The organism is Amycolatopsis sp. NPDC004378, from assembly GCF_053602455.1.
Genome location: NZ_JBSGDR010000003.1, coordinates 333,744 through 349,445 on the forward strand (window position 1 = coordinate 333,744; position 15,702 = coordinate 349,445).

The 15,702-nt window shown below is 73.0% G+C and carries 16 protein-coding genes; 12 read left to right on the forward strand and 4 right to left on the reverse strand.

Annotation, left to right across the window (positions count from 1 at the left end; translation table 11 throughout):
- The first annotated feature begins 4 nt into the window (after nt 1–4).
- Nucleotides 5–1,030 carry a WD40/YVTN/BNR-like repeat-containing protein gene (locus ACWEN0_RS13175; protein ID WP_451972605.1) on the forward strand — a complete coding sequence of 342 codons (1,026 nt, stop codon included), beginning with the start codon at nt 5–7 and terminating at the stop codon, nt 1,028–1,030.
- Here ACWEN0_RS13175 and ACWEN0_RS13180 read toward each other — a convergent pair.
- The gene (locus ACWEN0_RS13180) at nt 1,027–1,725 is read right to left on the reverse strand and encodes an SDR family oxidoreductase (protein ID WP_451972607.1); all 699 of its coding nucleotides are present in this window, start codon (nt 1,723–1,725) and stop codon (nt 1,027–1,029) included. The genes ACWEN0_RS13175 and ACWEN0_RS13180 overlap by 4 nt on opposite strands.
- A gap of 21 nt (nt 1,726–1,746) precedes the next feature.
- Nucleotides 1,747–2,661 carry an NADP-dependent oxidoreductase gene (locus ACWEN0_RS13185; RefSeq protein WP_451972609.1) on the reverse strand — a complete coding sequence of 305 codons (915 nt, stop codon included), beginning with the start codon at nt 2,659–2,661 and terminating at the stop codon, nt 1,747–1,749.
- Nucleotides 2,662–2,766: 105 nt separating this feature from the next.
- Between ACWEN0_RS13185 and ACWEN0_RS13190 the strand changes: the two genes are divergently transcribed.
- The 7 genes from ACWEN0_RS13190 to ACWEN0_RS13220 all read left to right on the forward strand — a co-directional run bounded on the left by ACWEN0_RS13190 (nt 2,767) and on the right by ACWEN0_RS13220 (nt 7,676).
- Nucleotides 2,767–3,198, forward strand: coding sequence for a winged helix-turn-helix transcriptional regulator (locus tag ACWEN0_RS13190; protein WP_451972611.1), 432 nt, complete (start codon nt 2,767–2,769; stop codon nt 3,196–3,198).
- A 10-nt stretch (nt 3,199–3,208) separates the two neighbouring features.
- Entirely contained in the window at nt 3,209–4,192 is a 984-nt protein-coding gene (locus tag ACWEN0_RS13195; RefSeq protein WP_451972613.1) for a helix-turn-helix transcriptional regulator, read from the forward strand.
- Entirely contained in the window at nt 4,189–5,169 is a 981-nt protein-coding gene (locus tag ACWEN0_RS13200) for a helix-turn-helix transcriptional regulator (RefSeq protein WP_451972615.1), read from the forward strand. Before ACWEN0_RS13195 ends, ACWEN0_RS13200 begins: the two co-directional genes overlap by 4 nt.
- A 9-nt stretch (nt 5,170–5,178) precedes the next feature.
- Entirely contained in the window at nt 5,179–5,391 is a 213-nt protein-coding gene (locus ACWEN0_RS13205; RefSeq protein WP_451972617.1) for a bacteriophage holin, read from the forward strand.
- Nucleotides 5,392–5,422: 31 nt separating this feature from the next.
- Nucleotides 5,423–5,737 carry a Sec-independent protein translocase subunit TatA gene (tatA, locus tag ACWEN0_RS13210; protein ID WP_451972619.1) on the forward strand — a complete coding sequence of 105 codons (315 nt, stop codon included), beginning with the start codon at nt 5,423–5,425 and terminating at the stop codon, nt 5,735–5,737.
- Nucleotides 5,738–5,823: 86 nt separating this feature from the next.
- A complete protein-coding gene (gene tatC, locus ACWEN0_RS13215) occupies nt 5,824–6,795 on the forward strand; it encodes a twin-arginine translocase subunit TatC (protein ID WP_451972621.1) in 972 nt (323 codons plus the stop codon).
- Nucleotides 6,795–7,676 carry a diacylglycerol/lipid kinase family protein gene (locus ACWEN0_RS13220; protein WP_451972623.1) on the forward strand — a complete coding sequence of 294 codons (882 nt, stop codon included), beginning with the start codon at nt 6,795–6,797 and terminating at the stop codon, nt 7,674–7,676. Before tatC ends, ACWEN0_RS13220 begins: the two co-directional genes overlap by 1 nt.
- On the opposite strand, the gene ACWEN0_RS13225 is transcribed toward ACWEN0_RS13220, so the two are convergent.
- Nucleotides 7,673–8,254, reverse strand: coding sequence for a hypothetical protein (locus tag ACWEN0_RS13225; RefSeq protein WP_451972625.1), 582 nt, complete (start codon nt 8,252–8,254; stop codon nt 7,673–7,675). The two genes, ACWEN0_RS13220 and ACWEN0_RS13225, sit on opposite strands and share 4 nt — an antisense overlap.
- 201 nt (nt 8,255–8,455) lie before the next feature.
- Between ACWEN0_RS13225 and ACWEN0_RS13230 the strand changes: the two genes are divergently transcribed.
- The 4 genes from ACWEN0_RS13230 (at nt 8,456) to ACWEN0_RS13245 (ending at nt 14,756) form a co-directional block, all read left to right on the forward strand.
- A complete protein-coding gene (locus tag ACWEN0_RS13230) occupies nt 8,456–11,221 on the forward strand; it encodes a DEAD/DEAH box helicase (RefSeq protein WP_451972627.1) in 2,766 nt (921 codons plus the stop codon).
- 221 nt (nt 11,222–11,442) lie between these two features.
- Nucleotides 11,443–12,213, forward strand: a complete 771-nt coding sequence (locus ACWEN0_RS13235; RefSeq protein WP_451972629.1) for a DUF4333 domain-containing protein — start codon at nt 11,443–11,445, stop codon at nt 12,211–12,213.
- A gap of 70 nt (nt 12,214–12,283) precedes the next feature.
- Nucleotides 12,284–13,486, forward strand: a complete 1,203-nt coding sequence (locus ACWEN0_RS13240) for a GNAT family N-acetyltransferase (protein WP_451972631.1) — start codon at nt 12,284–12,286, stop codon at nt 13,484–13,486.
- A 52-nt stretch (nt 13,487–13,538) separates the two neighbouring features.
- On the forward strand, nt 13,539–14,756 hold the full coding sequence (locus ACWEN0_RS13245) for a GNAT family N-acetyltransferase (protein ID WP_451972633.1): 1,218 nt from the start codon (nt 13,539–13,541) through the stop codon (nt 14,754–14,756).
- Here ACWEN0_RS13245 and ACWEN0_RS13250 read toward each other — a convergent pair.
- Nucleotides 14,753–15,700, reverse strand: coding sequence for a 5'-3' exonuclease (locus ACWEN0_RS13250; protein ID WP_451972635.1), 948 nt, complete (start codon nt 15,698–15,700; stop codon nt 14,753–14,755). The genes ACWEN0_RS13245 and ACWEN0_RS13250 overlap by 4 nt on opposite strands.
- Between the last annotated feature and the right edge of the window lie 2 nt (nt 15,701–15,702).

The window sequence follows — 15,702 nt, forward strand, 5'->3', positions numbered from 1 at the left end:
CCGCATGCGTGTCGTGCTGCTCGTGTGCGCCCTGCTGGTCTCGCTCGCAGCTCCGGCTTCGGCCGGGGAACACCTGCCGAGCTGGGACGTGAAGCCGACCGGCGTCACCGCCCAGTTCCGCGGCCTTTCGGCCGTCAGCGCCCGCGTCGCGTGGGTGAGCGGCACGCAGGGCACGGTCCTGCGCACCACCGACGGCGGGACGACCTGGAAGGCCGTCGGCCCGCCCGGCACCGGCACGCTCGAGTTCCGTGACATCGAGGCTTTCGACGCCGAGCACGCCGTGATCCTTTCGATCGGCCCCGGCGCCGGCTCGCGCGTCTACCGGACCGACGACGGCGGCGCGCACTGGCGCCAGACCTTCCAGAACACCGACGAAGCCGCGTTCTACGACTGCCTCGCTTTCTTCGACCCCTGGCGCGGCCTGGCGATGAGCGACCCCGTCGACGGGAAGTTCCGGGTGCAGGCCACCTTCGACGGCGGCCGGAGCTGGCGGCAGGTGCCCGAGAGCGGCTTCCCGCCCGCGCTGCCCGGCGAGGCGGGGTTCGCGGCCAGCGGCCAGTGCATCACGACGGCCGGGCCGTTCGACGCCTGGCTCGCGACCGGCGGCGGCGCGACCGCCCGCGTCCTGCACTCCGGCGACGGCGGGCGGCACTGGACGGCCTCGGACACGCCGTTGCCGAGCAGCCCGTCCGCCGGTGTGTTCGCGGTCGCCTTCCGCACGCCGGGCCAGGGGGTCGCGATCGGCGGCGACTACGCGAACCCGGCCGCGCCCGGCCCGGCCGTCGCGCTGAGCCGGGACCTCGGCCGCACCTGGCAGACGCCGGCGCAGTACCCCGCCGGGTACCGCTCGGGGCTGGCCTGGCGCGGCGGGAGCGTCCTCGCGGTCGGCCCGGGCGGCAGCGACCTCAGCCCCGACGGCGGGCGGCACTGGACGTCGTTCGACGCCGGCAGCTTCGACTCCGTGGACTGCGCGGGGGCGAGCTGCTGGGCCAGCGGCGCCCAGGGCCGCGTCGCGCGCCTGAGCCGCTAGAGGACCTGGCCGGTCGGGCGGACCATGATCTCGTTGACGTCCACCGACGGCGGCTGCTGCAGCGCGTAGAGCACCGCACGGCCGATGTCGTCGGGCTCGAGGTGCGGCTTCTTGCGCTGCTCGTCGGTGAGGATGTCGGTGTCGGTGATGCCCGGGTTGATCAGCGTGACCCGCACGCCGGTGCCGACGGCCTCCTCGCGGATCGCGCCGGCCATCCCGGTGACGGCCCACTTCGTGACGGAGTAGAGGCTCGCGTTGCGGATGTAGCGCCCGGCGACCGAGCCGGTGAGGAGCAGGTGCCCGGACGACTCCTTCAGCGCGGGCAGGGCCGCGCGGGCCGTGTAGGCGGCGCCGAGGACGTTGGTGCGCACCATCGGCTCCCACGCCCGTGGATCGGGGTCGTCGTCGCCGAAGAACGACGTCCCGACGCCGATGCCGGCGTTGGCGAAGGCCGCGTCGAGCCGCCCGAAGCGCTTCACGGTCTCGTCGACGGCGCCGGAGATGCTCGGCCAGTCGCCGACGTCGGCGCCGAGCGCGACGGCCCGGTCCTCGCCCAGTTCGGCGGCCAGCGGTGCGACGGACTCGGCCTTGCGGGCCACGAGCGCGACCCGGAACCCGGCGGCGGCGGCCAGCCGCGCGGTCGCGGCGCCGAGGCCGCGCGAGGCCCCGGTGATGAGAAGAACACGATCATCCATACCCGCCAGGCTAGGCACGATTCACGGCGTCAGCACGAGCCGGCCGCGCAGTCCGCCCGCGGCCAGCCGTTCGTGCGCGGCCGCGGCGTCCGACAGCGGCAGCACCCCGGCCACGCGCACCGGCAACGTCCCTTGCTCGACGAGCCGGGACAGCTCGGCCAGCCGGTCACCGTCGGCGCGGATCCAGACAGTGCGCACCCGCACGCCGCGCAGCGGAATCGGCGCCGCCCCGGCGGCGAAGGCGACGAACTCACCTCCGCCGCGGACGGCATCGAGGGCGTCCAGACCGAGCAAGGCCGGATCGAGGGCGGCGTCGGCCCCGCCCGGCACCACGGCCCGCACGCGGTCGCCCAGCGCCGGCCCGCGGGCGACGAACTCCGCCCCGAGCCCGCGGACCATCGCTTCGTCGGCCGGGCCGGCGACCGCGATCACCCGCAGCCCCCGGGCGTGCGCCAGTGCGACGGCGTACCCGCCGACCGCGCCCGCCGCGCCGGTGACCAGCACCGATCCGGTCGCTTCGACCAGGTCGAGGGCCTGTGCGGCAGTGAGCGCGTTGAGCGGGATCGTCGCCGCCGAAACGGGGGAGACGCCGGCCGGGGCGGGCGCGACCGCCGAAGCGTCCAGCACGATCCGCTCGGCGTAGGCACCCAGGGGAGTCGCGATCCGGTCGCGCAGGCCGATCACCGCGTCGCCCGGGCGGAACCCGTCGCCGGCCTCGACCGTGCCGGCGACGTCCCAGCCGAGGCCGAGCACCTCCCGCGGCGGGATCACCCCGGCCGCGGTCAGCAGACCCGCCCGCGTCGCGACGTCGACCGGGTTGACCGCGGCCGCCGCCACCCGGATCCGCACCTGGCCCGGACCCGGCACGGGCACCGGCACCTCGACGGCCTCCAGGACCTCCGGGCCGCCGAACCGGCGGACCACCACCGCACGCATCTCGCTCTCCTTCGCGGAACGACACCTTCCCCGCGAACGTAAGGGGAGCTACTCTCCAACGGGAAGTACGCACCGGCAGGTGCCTACCGCACGAGGAGGTGGCCGGTGCCCACGCGCACGGCGGAACAGCGGCGGCAGGCCGAGAAGGCCGCCTACGACGCCTACCTGGCGGCGTGCCCGACCCGGAAGCTGCTCGACGAGATCGCCGGCAAGTGGGTCAGCCTGATCCTCGTCGCGCTCGGTGACGGCCCGCAGCGCTACAGCGACCTTTCGCGGCGCATCGCCGGCGTCAGCCAGAAGATGCTCACCCAGACCCTGCGGGTGCTCGAACGCGACGGCCTGGTGCGCCGCGAGGTGACCCCCGCGGTCCCCGTCCGCGTCGACTATTCCCTTACCCCGCTGGGAGAAAGCCTGCGTGCGCTGATGGCGGGCTTCAAGGACTGGGCCGAGGCGAACTTCGACGCCGTGAGCACCGCGCGGGCCGATTACGACGCGCGCACACCGGACCTCACGATCGGGCCGGGCGGCGCGAGCTAGGCTCTACCGGGTGTCCACCGCCCGCGCCGAACGGCTGGTCAATCTCGTGCTGGCCCTCCTGTCCACCCGGCAGTACCTCACTGCCGAGCGGATTCGCGGCATCGTGCCCGGATACGGCGACGCGGCCAGTGACGACGCCTACTTCCGGATGTTCGAGCGCGACAAGACCGAGCTGCGCGAGCTCGGCATCCCCCTCGAGACCGGCCGCAACTCCGCGTTCGACGCCATCGAGGGCTACCGGATCGCGCGCCGCGACTACGAACTCGGCGAGATCGACCTCGCCCCCGACGAAGCCGCCGCGGTCGCGCTGGCGTCCCGGCTGTGGGACTCGCCGGAGCTGACCGGACAGGCCCAGGGCGCGCTCGTGAAGCTGCGCGCCGCCGGCCTGGAGGTCGACGACCAGGCACCCACCGTCGTCGAGCCGCGCGTGCGCGCCGAACCGGCGTTCGGCCCCCTGCTGGCCGCGGTGCAGAACGGCCAGGCCGTCCGCTTCGAGTACCGCCGCAGCGGCTCGCCCGAGCGGATCATGCGGACGCTGGAGCCGTGGGGCGTGGTGTCGTGGCGGGCCCGCTGGTACGTCGTCGGGCACGACCGCGACCGCGGCGCCACCCGCTGCTTCCGCCTCTCCCGCGTCACCGGCCAGGTCCGCCCGGTCGGCAAGCCCGGCGCGGTGCAGCGCCCCGAGGGCGTCAACCTGCTCAAGCTGGTGTCGGTGACGGGGGAGTCCGAGCCGGCACCGGTGACGACGGCCCGGCTGTGGGTCGCCGACGGCCGCGCCGCCGGGGTCCGCCGCCGCGGCACCGTCATCGGCCGGACGGTGCTCGACGGCGAAGAGGGCGACCTGGTCGAGATCGGGCTCTACTTCCCGGAGTCGGCGGCCGACTGGATCACCGCGCAGGGCCCGGACGTCGTCGTGCTCGAACCCGACGTGCTGGCGAAGACCGTCCAGGACCGGCTCGAAGCCGTCGTGGCCCGGCAGGGGAGCGGCCGGTGAGCGGATCCACCGACCGGATGCCGAGACTGCTCGCGCTGGTGCCCTACCTGCTCGCGCGCCCGGGCGTCCGCGTGGACGACGCGGCGCAGGACTTCGACGTCACGCCCAAGCAGCTGCGCAAGGACCTCGAGCTGCTCTGGATGTGCGGGCTGCCCGGCTACGGGCCCGGCGACCTGATCGACCTGTCCTTCGAGGGTGACACGATCGTCGTCACGCACGACGCCGGGATGAACCGGCCGCTGCGGCTCACCGGCGGCGAGGCGACCGCGCTGCTGGTCGCGCTGCGGGCGCTCGCCGAGACGCCGGGCGTGCTCGACGGCGACGCCGTCCGCCGGTCGATCGCCAAGATCGAGTCGGCCGCCGGGCAGGCCCAGCCCGCCGGGGTGGTCGTCGGCGGCGGGGTGCGCGAGGGCAAGAAGACGGCCCGCACGCGCGCGGAGGTCGCCCAGGCCCTGCAGGACGGGCGCGCGCTGCGGATCCGCTACTACACGGCGTCGAAGGACGAGATCACCGAGCGCACGGTCGACCCGATGCGGCTGCTGATCGTCCAGGCCGTCGGCTACCTGGAGGCCTGGTGCCGCCGCGCCGAGGGCGTCCGGCTGTTCCGGCTCGACCGGATCGACGAGCTGACCGTCCTCGACGAGCCCTCCCGGCCACCCGCGCACGCCCACCCCACGGACATTTCCGAGGGCGTCTTCCGCGAACGTCCCGACCAACGGGAGGCCGTGCTCGTCCTCGACCCGGACGCACGCTGGGTAGCCGAGTACTACCCGTGCGAGGAGCTGGACGAGCTCGACGGCGGCCGGCTGCGCATCCGGATGCGCTACGCCGACCAGTCCTGGATGGTGCGGCTGGTGCTCGGGCTGGGCGGAGAAGCCCTGGTCGAGAGCCCGGCCGACCTCGCGTCCGACGTCGGACGCCGGGCCGCCGACGCGGTCGCCCGAGCCCGTCACCTTCCGTCAACCTGCGACCACTAGGCTGACCGCGTGCCGTACCTGCCCACCATCGTCCTCGCCGCGGCGGGACTCCTGCTGCTCGTCGTCGTGCTGGTGCGGACCGCCAAGGTCTTGCGTGCGTTCAAGCAGACCGCGAGCATGGTGGCTGCGAACACCCAGGACCGGGCGGGGTTGCTCCGCGCGCGGTCGGCCGCGCTGCGCGTCGCGTTCGCGGAGCGCCGCCGGAAGCCGGAAAACCAGTAACATCCCTACCAGACGCAGATAGGAGGCCATCTTGTTCGCCAACGGTTTGCAAGGATGGCATTTGATCATCCTGGTTCTTCTCGTCGTCCTGCTGTTCGGGGCCAAGCGGCTTCCCGACGCGGCCCGGTCGATCGGCAAGTCCATGAAGATCTTCAAGGCCGAGACCAAGGACCTCGCGGGCGACCACAAGCCCGCCGCGGACGACGCCGTGGAAGCCGACACCAAGCAGCTCCCGGCCAAGCCGGCGCCGGCGACCGACCAGCAGGTCGCCGACCTGCAGCGGCAGCTCGACGAGCTGAAGAAGCAGCAGCAGTCGGCCGACCAGCCGCAGAAGAACGCCAGCTGAGCGGCTGAGACCGCACCCGGTCCCTGGTCCACGGAGCGCGCCGAGCCGGCGCGCTCCGGCGGACACCGACGAGAACGGAACATCCCGTGGCGGAACCCGCCTCCGGTAACGGTGCCAGCCGCCGGTCGAAGCGGCGCAAGCGCAGCCGTCGCACGAACCCCGACGGCACGATGACGCTCATCGAGCACATCTACGAATTCCGCCGCCGGCTCGGTTACGCGCTGCTCGCCATCGTCATCGGCGGCATCTTCGGCTTCTTCTGGTTCGAGACGAAGCTCGGGCCGATCCCGTCGCTCGGTGACATCATGATCGGCCCGTACTGCGAGATCCCCTCGCAGCAGCGGCTCGCCGGGATCGACGGGTGCCGGCTGCTGCAGACGGTGCCGTTCGAGTCGTTCATGATCCGGTTGCAGGTCGGTGTGGCCGCGGGCGCGGTCCTGCTGTCCCCGGCCTGGCTGTACCAGATCTGGGCGTTCATCGCGCCGGGTCTGTATTCGAAGGAGCGCAAGTACGCGCTGACCTTCGTCAGCTTCGCGTCGGTGCTGTTCGCCGCCGGCGCGGTGCTCGCCTACCTGCTCGTCCCGCACGCCCTGGCGCTGCTGACCAGCTTCGGTCAGGACCAGTTCGTCACGGCGCTGACCGCGGACAAGTACATCTCGTTCATCATGTCGCTGCTGGTGATCTTCGGCGTCAGTTTCGAGCTCCCGCTGCTGGTGGTGATGCTCAACCGCGTCGGCGTGGTCAAGTACCGGCAGCTGAAGAAGTGGCGGCGCGGCATCGTGTTCGCGCTGTTCGTGTTCGCCGCGTTCGCGACGCCGGGTTCGGACCCGTTCTCGATGCTGGGACTGGCCGGGGCCTTGACCGTGCTGTTCGAGATCGCCATCCAGCTCGCGCGCCTGCACGACCGCAAGAAGGACCGCCTGCGCGAGGACGAGGGCTGGGACCAGCTGGCCGACGACGAAGCGGCGCCGTTCAACTACACGCCGAGCACGATCGACGACGAACCGTCCACCCCGACCGCCTCCGGTGGCCGGACGAGCACCGACGACGTCACGTAGTGGGGATCCACGCCGCGCTCGCCGTGCACCCGGCTTCGGGGCACGGCGCCGCCGCCCGGATCGCCGACACCGTCGCCGAGCGCCTGCGCACCGCCGTCGACCGCCTCGACGTCCTGGTGGCCAACACGGTCGAGGAGTCCCGCGAGCTGATGCGGACCTCCCACGACGCGGGCCTGGACGTCCTGATCGTCCTCGGCGGCGACGGCGCCGCCCACCAGGGCGTCCAGTTCTGCGCGAACCACGACGTCGCCCTCGGGCTGGTCCCGGCCGGCACGGGCAACGACTTCGCCCGCGCCCTCGGCGTGCCGGGGGAGCCGCTGCCCGCGGTCGACGCGCTGGTGGCGGCCCTGCGTTCCGGGGCCCGGCGGCGCATCGACCTCGGCCGCATCGGCGAGACGTGGTTCGCGACCGTGCTGTGCGCGGGCTTCGACGCGAGCGTCAACGAGCGCGCGAACCGGCTGCGCTGGCCCTCCGGGCCGCGCCGCTACGACGTCGCGATCCTGGCGGAGCTGGCGGCGTTCCGCTCCCGCCCGGTGGTCGTCGACACCGGCACCGAACGCCTGGAGCTCGACGCGACCCTGGTGGCCGTCGGCAACACGCGGTTCTACGGCGGCGGCGTCCCGATCTGCCCGACCGCCGACCCCGAGGACGGCGTCTTCGACGTCACGGTCGTCGGCGACGTGACCCGCCGCGGCCTGATCCGGATGCTGCCGGGCCTGCGCACCGGCAAGCACCTCACCCACCCGGCGGTTCGCACCCTGCGTGCCCGCTCGGTGTCCCTGACCGGCAACAGCTGGCCCGCCTACGCCGACGGCGAGCCGCAGGGGAGCGTGCCGGTCACGGTCAGCTGCGTTTCGGGCGCCCTGACCGTGCTGGCCTAACGGTCGTAGCCACCCGCCCGCGCCACCAGCTGCCGGAAGTGCGAAGGCGTCAGCAGGCGCTCCGCACGCGCGTCCGCGAAGTACACGCCACCGCAGCGGTGGCAGAACCAGCCCTGCTCCCACAGCTGCGTCGCGGCCGGCACCCCGCGCTGCTGCCGCCGGTGCGCCCGCAACCGCCGCACGTAGAGCCACAGCAGCGTCCCGACCGCCACGAACACGCACAGCGAAGGCAACGAGAACACCGCGACCCCGAGCAGCTCCGACGCCGCCCCGCCCGGCGGGGGATCGCCGGCCACGGAGAACGGCAGCAGCAGGAGACAGCCCCCGGCCAGCGCCAGCGCGATCGCCCCCGCGAGCATCCCGCCCCCGCGACGCCGCGGCGGGAACGGGTCCAGCGACCGCGCCACCGCCGTCACCGAGATCCCGCTGACCTGGCTGCGGCCGTACACGACACCGTCCCCGGCCGGAACGGCCACCACGGGCCCCTGACCACGGTAGAAGGAATGCCCGCCGTGGTAGACCGCCGGCACGTGCTGCACCTGGTCCAGCCGGCCGCAGCCTGGGCACACCTCGGTCATCGGGCCTCCTTTCGCCGCTCCGACGCCGAGATCCACCACCCGGTTCCCTCTCCTTCTTGTGTATAACGACCTATACATCAGGCGCAGGTGCGGGCTTCCAGCCGTCACCAGGCTGGAAGCCCACACAAAACGCACGGACGAGGGCACCCTCGATGGTCACGCCGCGTGCGGACTGTCGGGGGGATGTGAAACCCTGACGAGGTGGCCAGTAGCCCTTCTCCCTCCCCGGCCGAGGCCTATGCGGCCTCCGCGCGCCGGGGGCAGTACCCCCAGCTGACCCGCTTCGCCGCGGAAGCGTCCTTCGAGTTCGACGAGTTCCAGATCCGCGGGTGCGAGGCGCTCGAGGGCGGGCACGGCGTGCTGGTCTGCGCGCCGACCGGGGCGGGCAAGACCGTCGTGGGCGAGTTCGCCGTGCACCTGGCGCTGGCCGAGGGGCGCAAGTGCTTCTACACGACGCCGATCAAGGCGTTGTCGAACCAGAAGTACGGCGACCTCGTGGCGCGTTACGGTCCGGACGCGGTCGGGCTGCTGACCGGCGACACGTCGATCAACGGCAACGCGCAGGTGGTCGTGATGACCACCGAGGTGCTGCGGAACATGCTGTACGCGGGGTCGTCGACGATCACCGATCTGGGCTACGTGGTGATGGACGAGGTCCACTACCTGGCCGACCGGTTCCGCGGGGCGGTGTGGGAGGAGGTGATCCTGCACCTGCCCGAGCACGTGCGCGTGGTCGGGTTGTCGGCGACGGTGAGCAATGCCGAGGAGTTCGGCGAGTGGCTGGTCGAGGTCCGCGGGGACACGACGGTCGTGGTCGACGAGCACCGGCCGGTGCCGCTGTGGCAGCACATGCTGGTCGGGAACCGGCTGCTGGACCTGTTCGCGGGCGAGGACGTCCACGCGCCGGGTGCGGAGCTGCGGATCAACCCGACGTTGCTGCGCCGGACCGAGGAGGTCGGGCGCCAGTTCGCGCCGGCGGGGTTCCAGCGGCCGCGGGGGCGCCGGGGTGCGCCGCCGCGGATGCCGCGGTTCCGGCCGCCGTCGCGGGTGGACGTCGTGGAGCAGCTGGACCGGGCGGGGTTGCTGCCGGCGATCGTGTTCATCTTTTCGCGGGCGGGGTGCGATGCCGCGGTGGGTCAGTGCGTGCGGTCCGGGCTGCGGTTGAACGGGCCGGGTGAGGTGGAGGAGATCCGCCGGGTCATCGAGGAGCGCACGGCGGACCTGCCCGAGGGTGACCTGGGTGTGCTCGGCTACTGGGAGTGGCGGGAGGCGCTGGAGCGGGGGATCGCGGGGCACCACGCCGGGTTGCTGCCGGCGTTCAAGGAGACTGTGGAGGAGTTGTTCGTCCGCGGGCTGGTGAAGGTCGTGTTCGCGACGGAGACGCTGGCGCTGGGGATCAACATGCCGGCGCGCACGGTCGTGCTGGAGCGGCTGGTGAAGTACAACGGCGAGGCCCACGTCGACCTGACGCCGGGGGAGTACACGCAGCTGACGGGGCGTGCCGGGCGGCGGGGGATCGACGTCGAGGGGCACGCGGTCGTTTCGTGGCAGCCGGGGGTGGATCCGAAGCAGGTGGCGGGTCTGGCGTCGACGCGGACGTATCCGCTGCGGTCGTCGTTCCGGCCGGGTTACAACATGGCGGTGAACCTGGTGGCGCAGGTCGGCGCGGCGGAGGCGCGTGAGCTGCTGGAGCAGTCGTTCGCGCAGTTCCAGGCGGACCGGTCGGTGGTGGGGACGGCGCGCCGGATCGAGCGGAACAAGGAGGCCTTGAAGGGCTACGCGGCCGCGGTGACGGGCGAGTTCGACGAGATGCTGGAGTACGTCGAGCTGCGGGCGAAGATTTCGGCGCGGGAGAAGGCGTTGTCGCGGCAGAACACCGCGGTGCGGCGGGCCGGGACGGCCGAGTCGCTGGAGAAGCTGCGCAAGGGTGACGTGATCGCGGTGCCGGCCGGGCGGCGGGCGGGGCTGGCGGTGGTGGTCGATCCGGGGCTGGACCCGATCCGGGAGCCGCGGCCGGTGGTGGTGACGGAGGACCGGTGGTCGGGTCCGTTGTCGGTGGCGGACTTCCCGGCGCCGGTGGAGGTGCTGGGTCGGATCAAGCTGCCGAAGCACATCGAGCTGCGGTCGCCGAAGACGCGGCGGGACATCGCTTCGACGTTGCGGAATGCCGGGATTTCGTTGCCGGGGCGGCAGAAGCGGCGGTCGGGGGCGAACGAGGACGGTGAGCTGGCGGCGTTGCGGCGGGCGTTGCGGGCGCATCCGTGTCACGGGCTGGCCGAGCGGGAGGCGAACCTGCGGTGGGTCGAGCGGTATCAGCGGCTGGCGGCGGAGACGCAGCAGCTGGAGCGGAAGGTGGCGGCGACGACGCACTCGCTGGCGCGGGCGTTCGACCGGATCCTGGCGTTGCTCGGTGAGCGCGGTTATCTGGGGCAGGACGGGGAGGACCGGGTCACCGAGCACGGCAGGCGGCTGACCAGGCTGTACAGCGAGTCGGATCTGCTGGCGGCGGAGTGCATCCGGCACGGGGTGTGGCAGGGGCTGGGGCCGGCGGAGCTGGCGGCGGTCGTGTCGACGCTGGTGTTCGAGGCGCGCCGGGACACCGCCGGTGAGCCGCGGTTGCCGGGTGGTGCGGTGCCGGAGGCGTGGCAGGAGACGGTGAAGCTGTGGGTGGATCTCACGGAGGACGAGCGGCGGCACCGGTTGGATCGCACCCGGGAGCCGGACGCGGGGTTCGCGTGGCCGGTCTACCGGTGGGCGCGGGGTGAGTCGCTGGAGAAGGTGCTGACGGCGGCCGAGGCGAACGGCCAGGAGCTGTCGGCGGGTGATTTCGTGCGGTGGTCGCGGCAGGTGATCGACCTGCTCGACCAGGTCCGCGACGTGCTGGGCAAGGCGGATCCGGTGGGTGCGGCGGCGGCCGACGCGGTGAAGGCGCTGCGGCGGGGTGTCGTGGCTGCGGGTGCCGCGTGAGTTCCGTGGTGCTGGTCCGGCCGGAAGCGGGCCGCCCTCGGTGGTGGCCGGATCGGCAACGGACGGCGCAGCGGGCCTGCTCCAAGCGGCGGAGGCGGTGAGCGTGGACACGTGTGCTCGGCTGCGACCTGTGGTTGGATCGCCAGCGATACCGTGCGTACGCGGCTTGACGGCGGTTTCGGGGTGGACAGCTAGATGAGCGAAGCAGGCGGAGGCAGACGATGAGCACGCCGTATGGCGGCAACGACCCACAGCAGCCCCAGTACGGGCAGCAGCCGGGGGGCGCGTACCCGCCGAGCGGGCCGCAGGAGCAACCCCAGTGGGGTCAGCAGCCGCCTCCGTACGACCCGAACCAGCAGCAGCAGTGGGGTCAGCCGCAGCAGCCCCAGCAGCCGCAGCAGTGGGGGCAGCAGCCCGGGGGGTACGCGCCGCAGCAGCAGCCGCAGTGGGGGCAGCAGCCGCCGCCGTACGGCCAGCAGCAGCCCGGGGGCGGGTATCCGCAGAGCGGGCCGCAGGCGCAGCCGGGGTACGGGCAGCAGCCGGGTGGGGCGTACCCGCAGAGTGGTCCGCAGCAGCAGCCGCAGTACGGGCAGCAGCCGCCGGGGCAGTACGACTACGGCCAGCAGCAGTTCCCCGGTCAGGGCGCGCCGGAGGGTGAGAAGCCGGCGAAGTCGAAGAAGGGGCTGCTGATCGGCATCATCGTGCTGGTCGTGGTGGTCGCGGTCGTGGGCATTCTCGGGTTCGTCGCGCCGGGGTTCTTCAAGACGCAGGTGTTCAACAACACGCAGATGCAGACCGATGTGCAGAAGCTGCTGACCGACACCTACAAGATCGAGGGTGTCACCGGGGTGACGTGCCCGGCCGAGGAGAAGGTCCAGGACGGTGCGAAGTTCGAGTGCACCGCGACCATCGCCGGGAAGCCGCAGCAGGTGCCGATCACGGTGAAGGGTGACGGCGGCAACTACGAGGTTTCGCCGCCTGCCACCAAGTAGTCCGGTCCGGGATCCGGTCGCCGCGGTATTGCGGTGGCCGGATCCCGGCGTTTCCGGAGATGATCCGGGGATGAGCGACTTCGAGATCCGGACGCTGCGCGCCGAGGAGCACCGGGCGGCCAGTGAGCTGTTCCGCGCTAGTGTGCACGTTCCGCCGAGTGATGACGCCGATTGGGAGCGCGCGGCCGGCGCGTACCAGGACGGTGGGGCGATCGGTGCGTTCGACCCGGATTTCGTCGGTACCGCGCGGTCTTTCGACGCGGAGCTGACCGTTCCCGGTGGTGCCCGGGTGCCGATGGCCGGGGTGACCGGGGTGGGTGTCCGGGCGGACCGGACGCGGCGGGGTGTGATGCGGGCGTTGGTGACCGCGCAGCTCGAGGACTTCGCCGCGCGTGAGGTGGTGTTCGCGTGCCTGCTGGCTTCGGAGGCGGTGATCTACGGCCGGTTCGGGTACGGCTTGGCGGCGCGGTACCGGACGTACAGCGTGGACCGGCACCGGGCGCGGCTGCGTCCGGACGCTCCGGCGACCGGGGAGATCGAGGTGCTCGGCCTGGACGCGGCCCTGGAGGTCTGTCCCGGGATCTACGAGCGGCTCGCGCGGCGGCCGGGGATGATGTCGCGCCCGGAGGTGATCTGGCGGCTCTACGGGGCTCAGGGCCGCCGCAGTCCTCATCCGGTCAGGGCGGCGGTGCACCACGGTCCCGACGGCCCGGACGGGTTCGCGACCTATTACGTGGACGGTCTGCAGGTGCCGCCGTGGACGAAGCACCTGCAGCTGGTGGACATGTTCCCGGGCACGCCGGCCGCGTTCGCCGGGTTGTGGCGGTTCCTGCTGGGGGTCGACCTGGTCGACCGGATCGTCGCCGACGCGCGTCCGCTGGACGAGCCGATCGAGCTGATCCTGGCCGACCACCGGCAGGTCACGGTCGACCGGATCGGTGACGAGCACTGGCTGCGGCTCGTCGACGTCCCGAAGGCGCTGGCCGCGCGTGAGTACGGTCAGGCCGGGCCGGTCGTGGTCGAGGTCGTCGATCCGGTGCTGCCCGCCAACAGCGGTGCGTACCGGATCTCGGCGGAGGGCGCCGAGCGCACGGACGAGCGCGCGGCGCTGCGGCTCGACGTCGCCACGCTCGGGATGGTCTACCTCGGGACGTGGCGGCCCTCGGCGCTGGCGGGGGCGGGCCGGATCGAGGTGCGGGACCCGGCCGCGGTGGTGGCCGCGGACGTGTTGTTCGGGACGCGCGTGGCGGCGTGGAGCGGTACGCACTTCTGACCGGGCGGAAAACGGGATGCCGAGGGCGGGCCCGGGCGGCAGGATCGGCGGCATGACCGACTTCGACATCCGTCCCGTGACCGAAGACGAGCGCCGTGCCACGTTCGACGTGCTGGGCCGCTCCTTGCACAGCAACCGGGTCGGCGACGAGGCCTGGTCCCGGTTCGGGGACTCGTGGCCGGCGGCGCACAAGGTCGGCGCGTTCGACGGGGCGACGCCGATCGGGGTGGCGAGCTCGATGGAGACGGAGATCGCCGTGCCCGGCGGCGGGGTGGTGCCGCTGGCGGCCGTCGACGGGGTCGGTGTGCGCGCGGACCGGACGCGGCGCGGGGTGCTGACGGCGATGATGGCCGCGCAGCTGGCGGACTTCGCGGCGCGCGGGATCCCGCTGGCGGCGTTGCACGCCAGTGAACCGACGATCTACGGCCGGTTCGGCTACGGCTCGGCCACGCTGGGCAAGACGGTGTGGGTGGAGCGGCCGGCCGCGCGGCTGCACGAGCGGGTGCCGGCGGGCGGGGACGTCCGGATGCTGACGCCGGAGGCGGCGGTGAAGGAGATTCCGGCGCTGTACGAACGGATCGGGCTGCACCGGCCCGGGATGATCGGCCGGCCGGGGTTGTGGTGGCCGACCACGCACGACCGGCACGTGGGCCCGGACGGGGACCACGTCGTCGCGGTCCACAGTGGACCCGATGGGGACGACGGGTTCGTCGTGTACGGCACGGTCGACCGCCGCACGCTGGAGTCGCCTGACGCGGGTGCCGTGCTGCGGGTGCGGGACCTGCAGGCGGCCGGTCCGGTCGCGGCGGCCGGGTTGTGGCGGTTCCTGCTGTCGGTGGACCTGGTGTCGGGGGTGCGGGCCCGCTGGCGTCCGGTGGACGAGCCGCTGGCGGTGATGCTGACCGACCACCGGCACGCGCGCACGACCGACGTCGAGGACGACCTGTGGCTGCGGCCGGTCGACGTCGCGGCCGCGCTGGCGGCCCGCACGTACGGCGGTGCCGGGTCCGTGGTGCTCGCGGTGGCCGACCGGATGCTGCCGGCGAACGCGGGGCACTACGAGGTCGGCCCGGACGGCGCCCAGCGTACGGACGCCGCCGCGGACCTGGCCCTGGACGTCGACACCCTCGGGATGCTCTACCTCGGGCAGTGGAGCGTGTCGGCGCTGGTGGCGGCGGGCCGGGTCGAGGTGCGCGACCCGGCCGCGGTGTCCCGTGCCGACGAGCTGTTCACGACGGTCGTGGCGCCGTGGAACGGGACGTTGTTCTAGGCGCCGGGCAGGGCCTTGAGCAGCCGCTCGACCGACTGGCCGAGGTTCCACCGCTCGGCCAGCTCGGCGACCCGTTCGGGGTCGGCGGGTGTCGCGGGCACGGTGTCGGGGCGGGACTGCTCGACCGGCGCGTCGACGGCGACCCGGACGACGGTCGGGGCGACGGCGAGGTAGTCGGCGGCCTCGGCGAGCCGCAGCCGCGTCTTCAGCGGGACGCGGGCGTCGCCGGCGGCGGAGGCCTCGAGCAGGGCGTCGAGCGAGCCGAACTGCGTGATGAGCTTCGCGGCGGTCTTCTCGCCGATGCCGGCGACGCCGGGCAGTCCGTCGGAGGGGTCGCCGCGCATCATGGACATGTCCGCGTAGGCGGGGCCGGCGGTTTCGCGGGGGAGGCCGTAGCGTTCGGCGATCTCGGCCGGGCCGAGCACCTCGGCCTTGGCCCAGCCCTTGCCGACGTAGATCACCGACGCGGGGGACGGTTCGGCGCGCACCAGCTGGAACAGGTCCCGGTCGCCGGTGATGACCTCGACGGGGATCTTCTTCTCCTTCGTCGCGAGCGCGCCGATGACGTCGTCGGCTTCGTAGCCGGCGGCTTCGGCGGTGGCGAACCCGAAGGCCTCCAGGAGGTCGAGGATGATCGGGACCTGCGGGGTGAGGGTGTCGGGGACCTCTTCGACGTCGGGGCTGTCGCCGCCGGTCTCTTCGGCCACGCGGTGCGCCTTGTAGCTGGGCAGCAGGTCGGTGCGGAACTTCGGCCGCCAGTCGGCGTCGAGGCAGCACACCAGCCGGGACGGCTTGCGGTCGGTGAGGATCCGCGCGATGGTGTCGGCGAACCCCTTCACGGCGTTGACCTGCGTCCCGTCGGCGGCGCGCATCGAGTCGGGCAGGGCGAAGAACGAACGGAAGTACAGGCTCGCGGAGTCGAGCAGGGCAAGTGGTCCGGTCACCC

Bases quoted from the DNA above. Each gene is read 5' to 3' on its own strand.
- ACWEN0_RS13175 (WP_451972605.1), top strand. From the start codon at position 5: ATGCGTGTCGTGCTGCTCGTGTGCGCCCTGCTGGTCTCGCTCGCAGCT.
- ACWEN0_RS13180 (WP_451972607.1), bottom strand. From the start codon at position 1,725: ATGGATGATCGTGTTCTTCTCATCACCGGGGCCTCGCGCGGCCTCGGC.
- ACWEN0_RS13185 (WP_451972609.1), bottom strand. From the start codon at position 2,661: ATGCGTGCGGTGGTGGTCCGCCGGTTCGGCGGCCCGGAGGTCCTGGAG.
- ACWEN0_RS13225 (WP_451972625.1), bottom strand. From the start codon at position 8,254: ATGACCGAGGTGTGCCCAGGCTGCGGCCGGCTGGACCAGGTGCAGCAC.
- ACWEN0_RS13235 (WP_451972629.1), top strand. From the start codon at position 11,443: ATGAGCACGCCGTATGGCGGCAACGACCCACAGCAGCCCCAGTACGGG.
- ACWEN0_RS13240 (WP_451972631.1), top strand. From the start codon at position 12,284: ATGAGCGACTTCGAGATCCGGACGCTGCGCGCCGAGGAGCACCGGGCG.
- ACWEN0_RS13245 (WP_451972633.1), top strand. From the start codon at position 13,539: ATGACCGACTTCGACATCCGTCCCGTGACCGAAGACGAGCGCCGTGCC.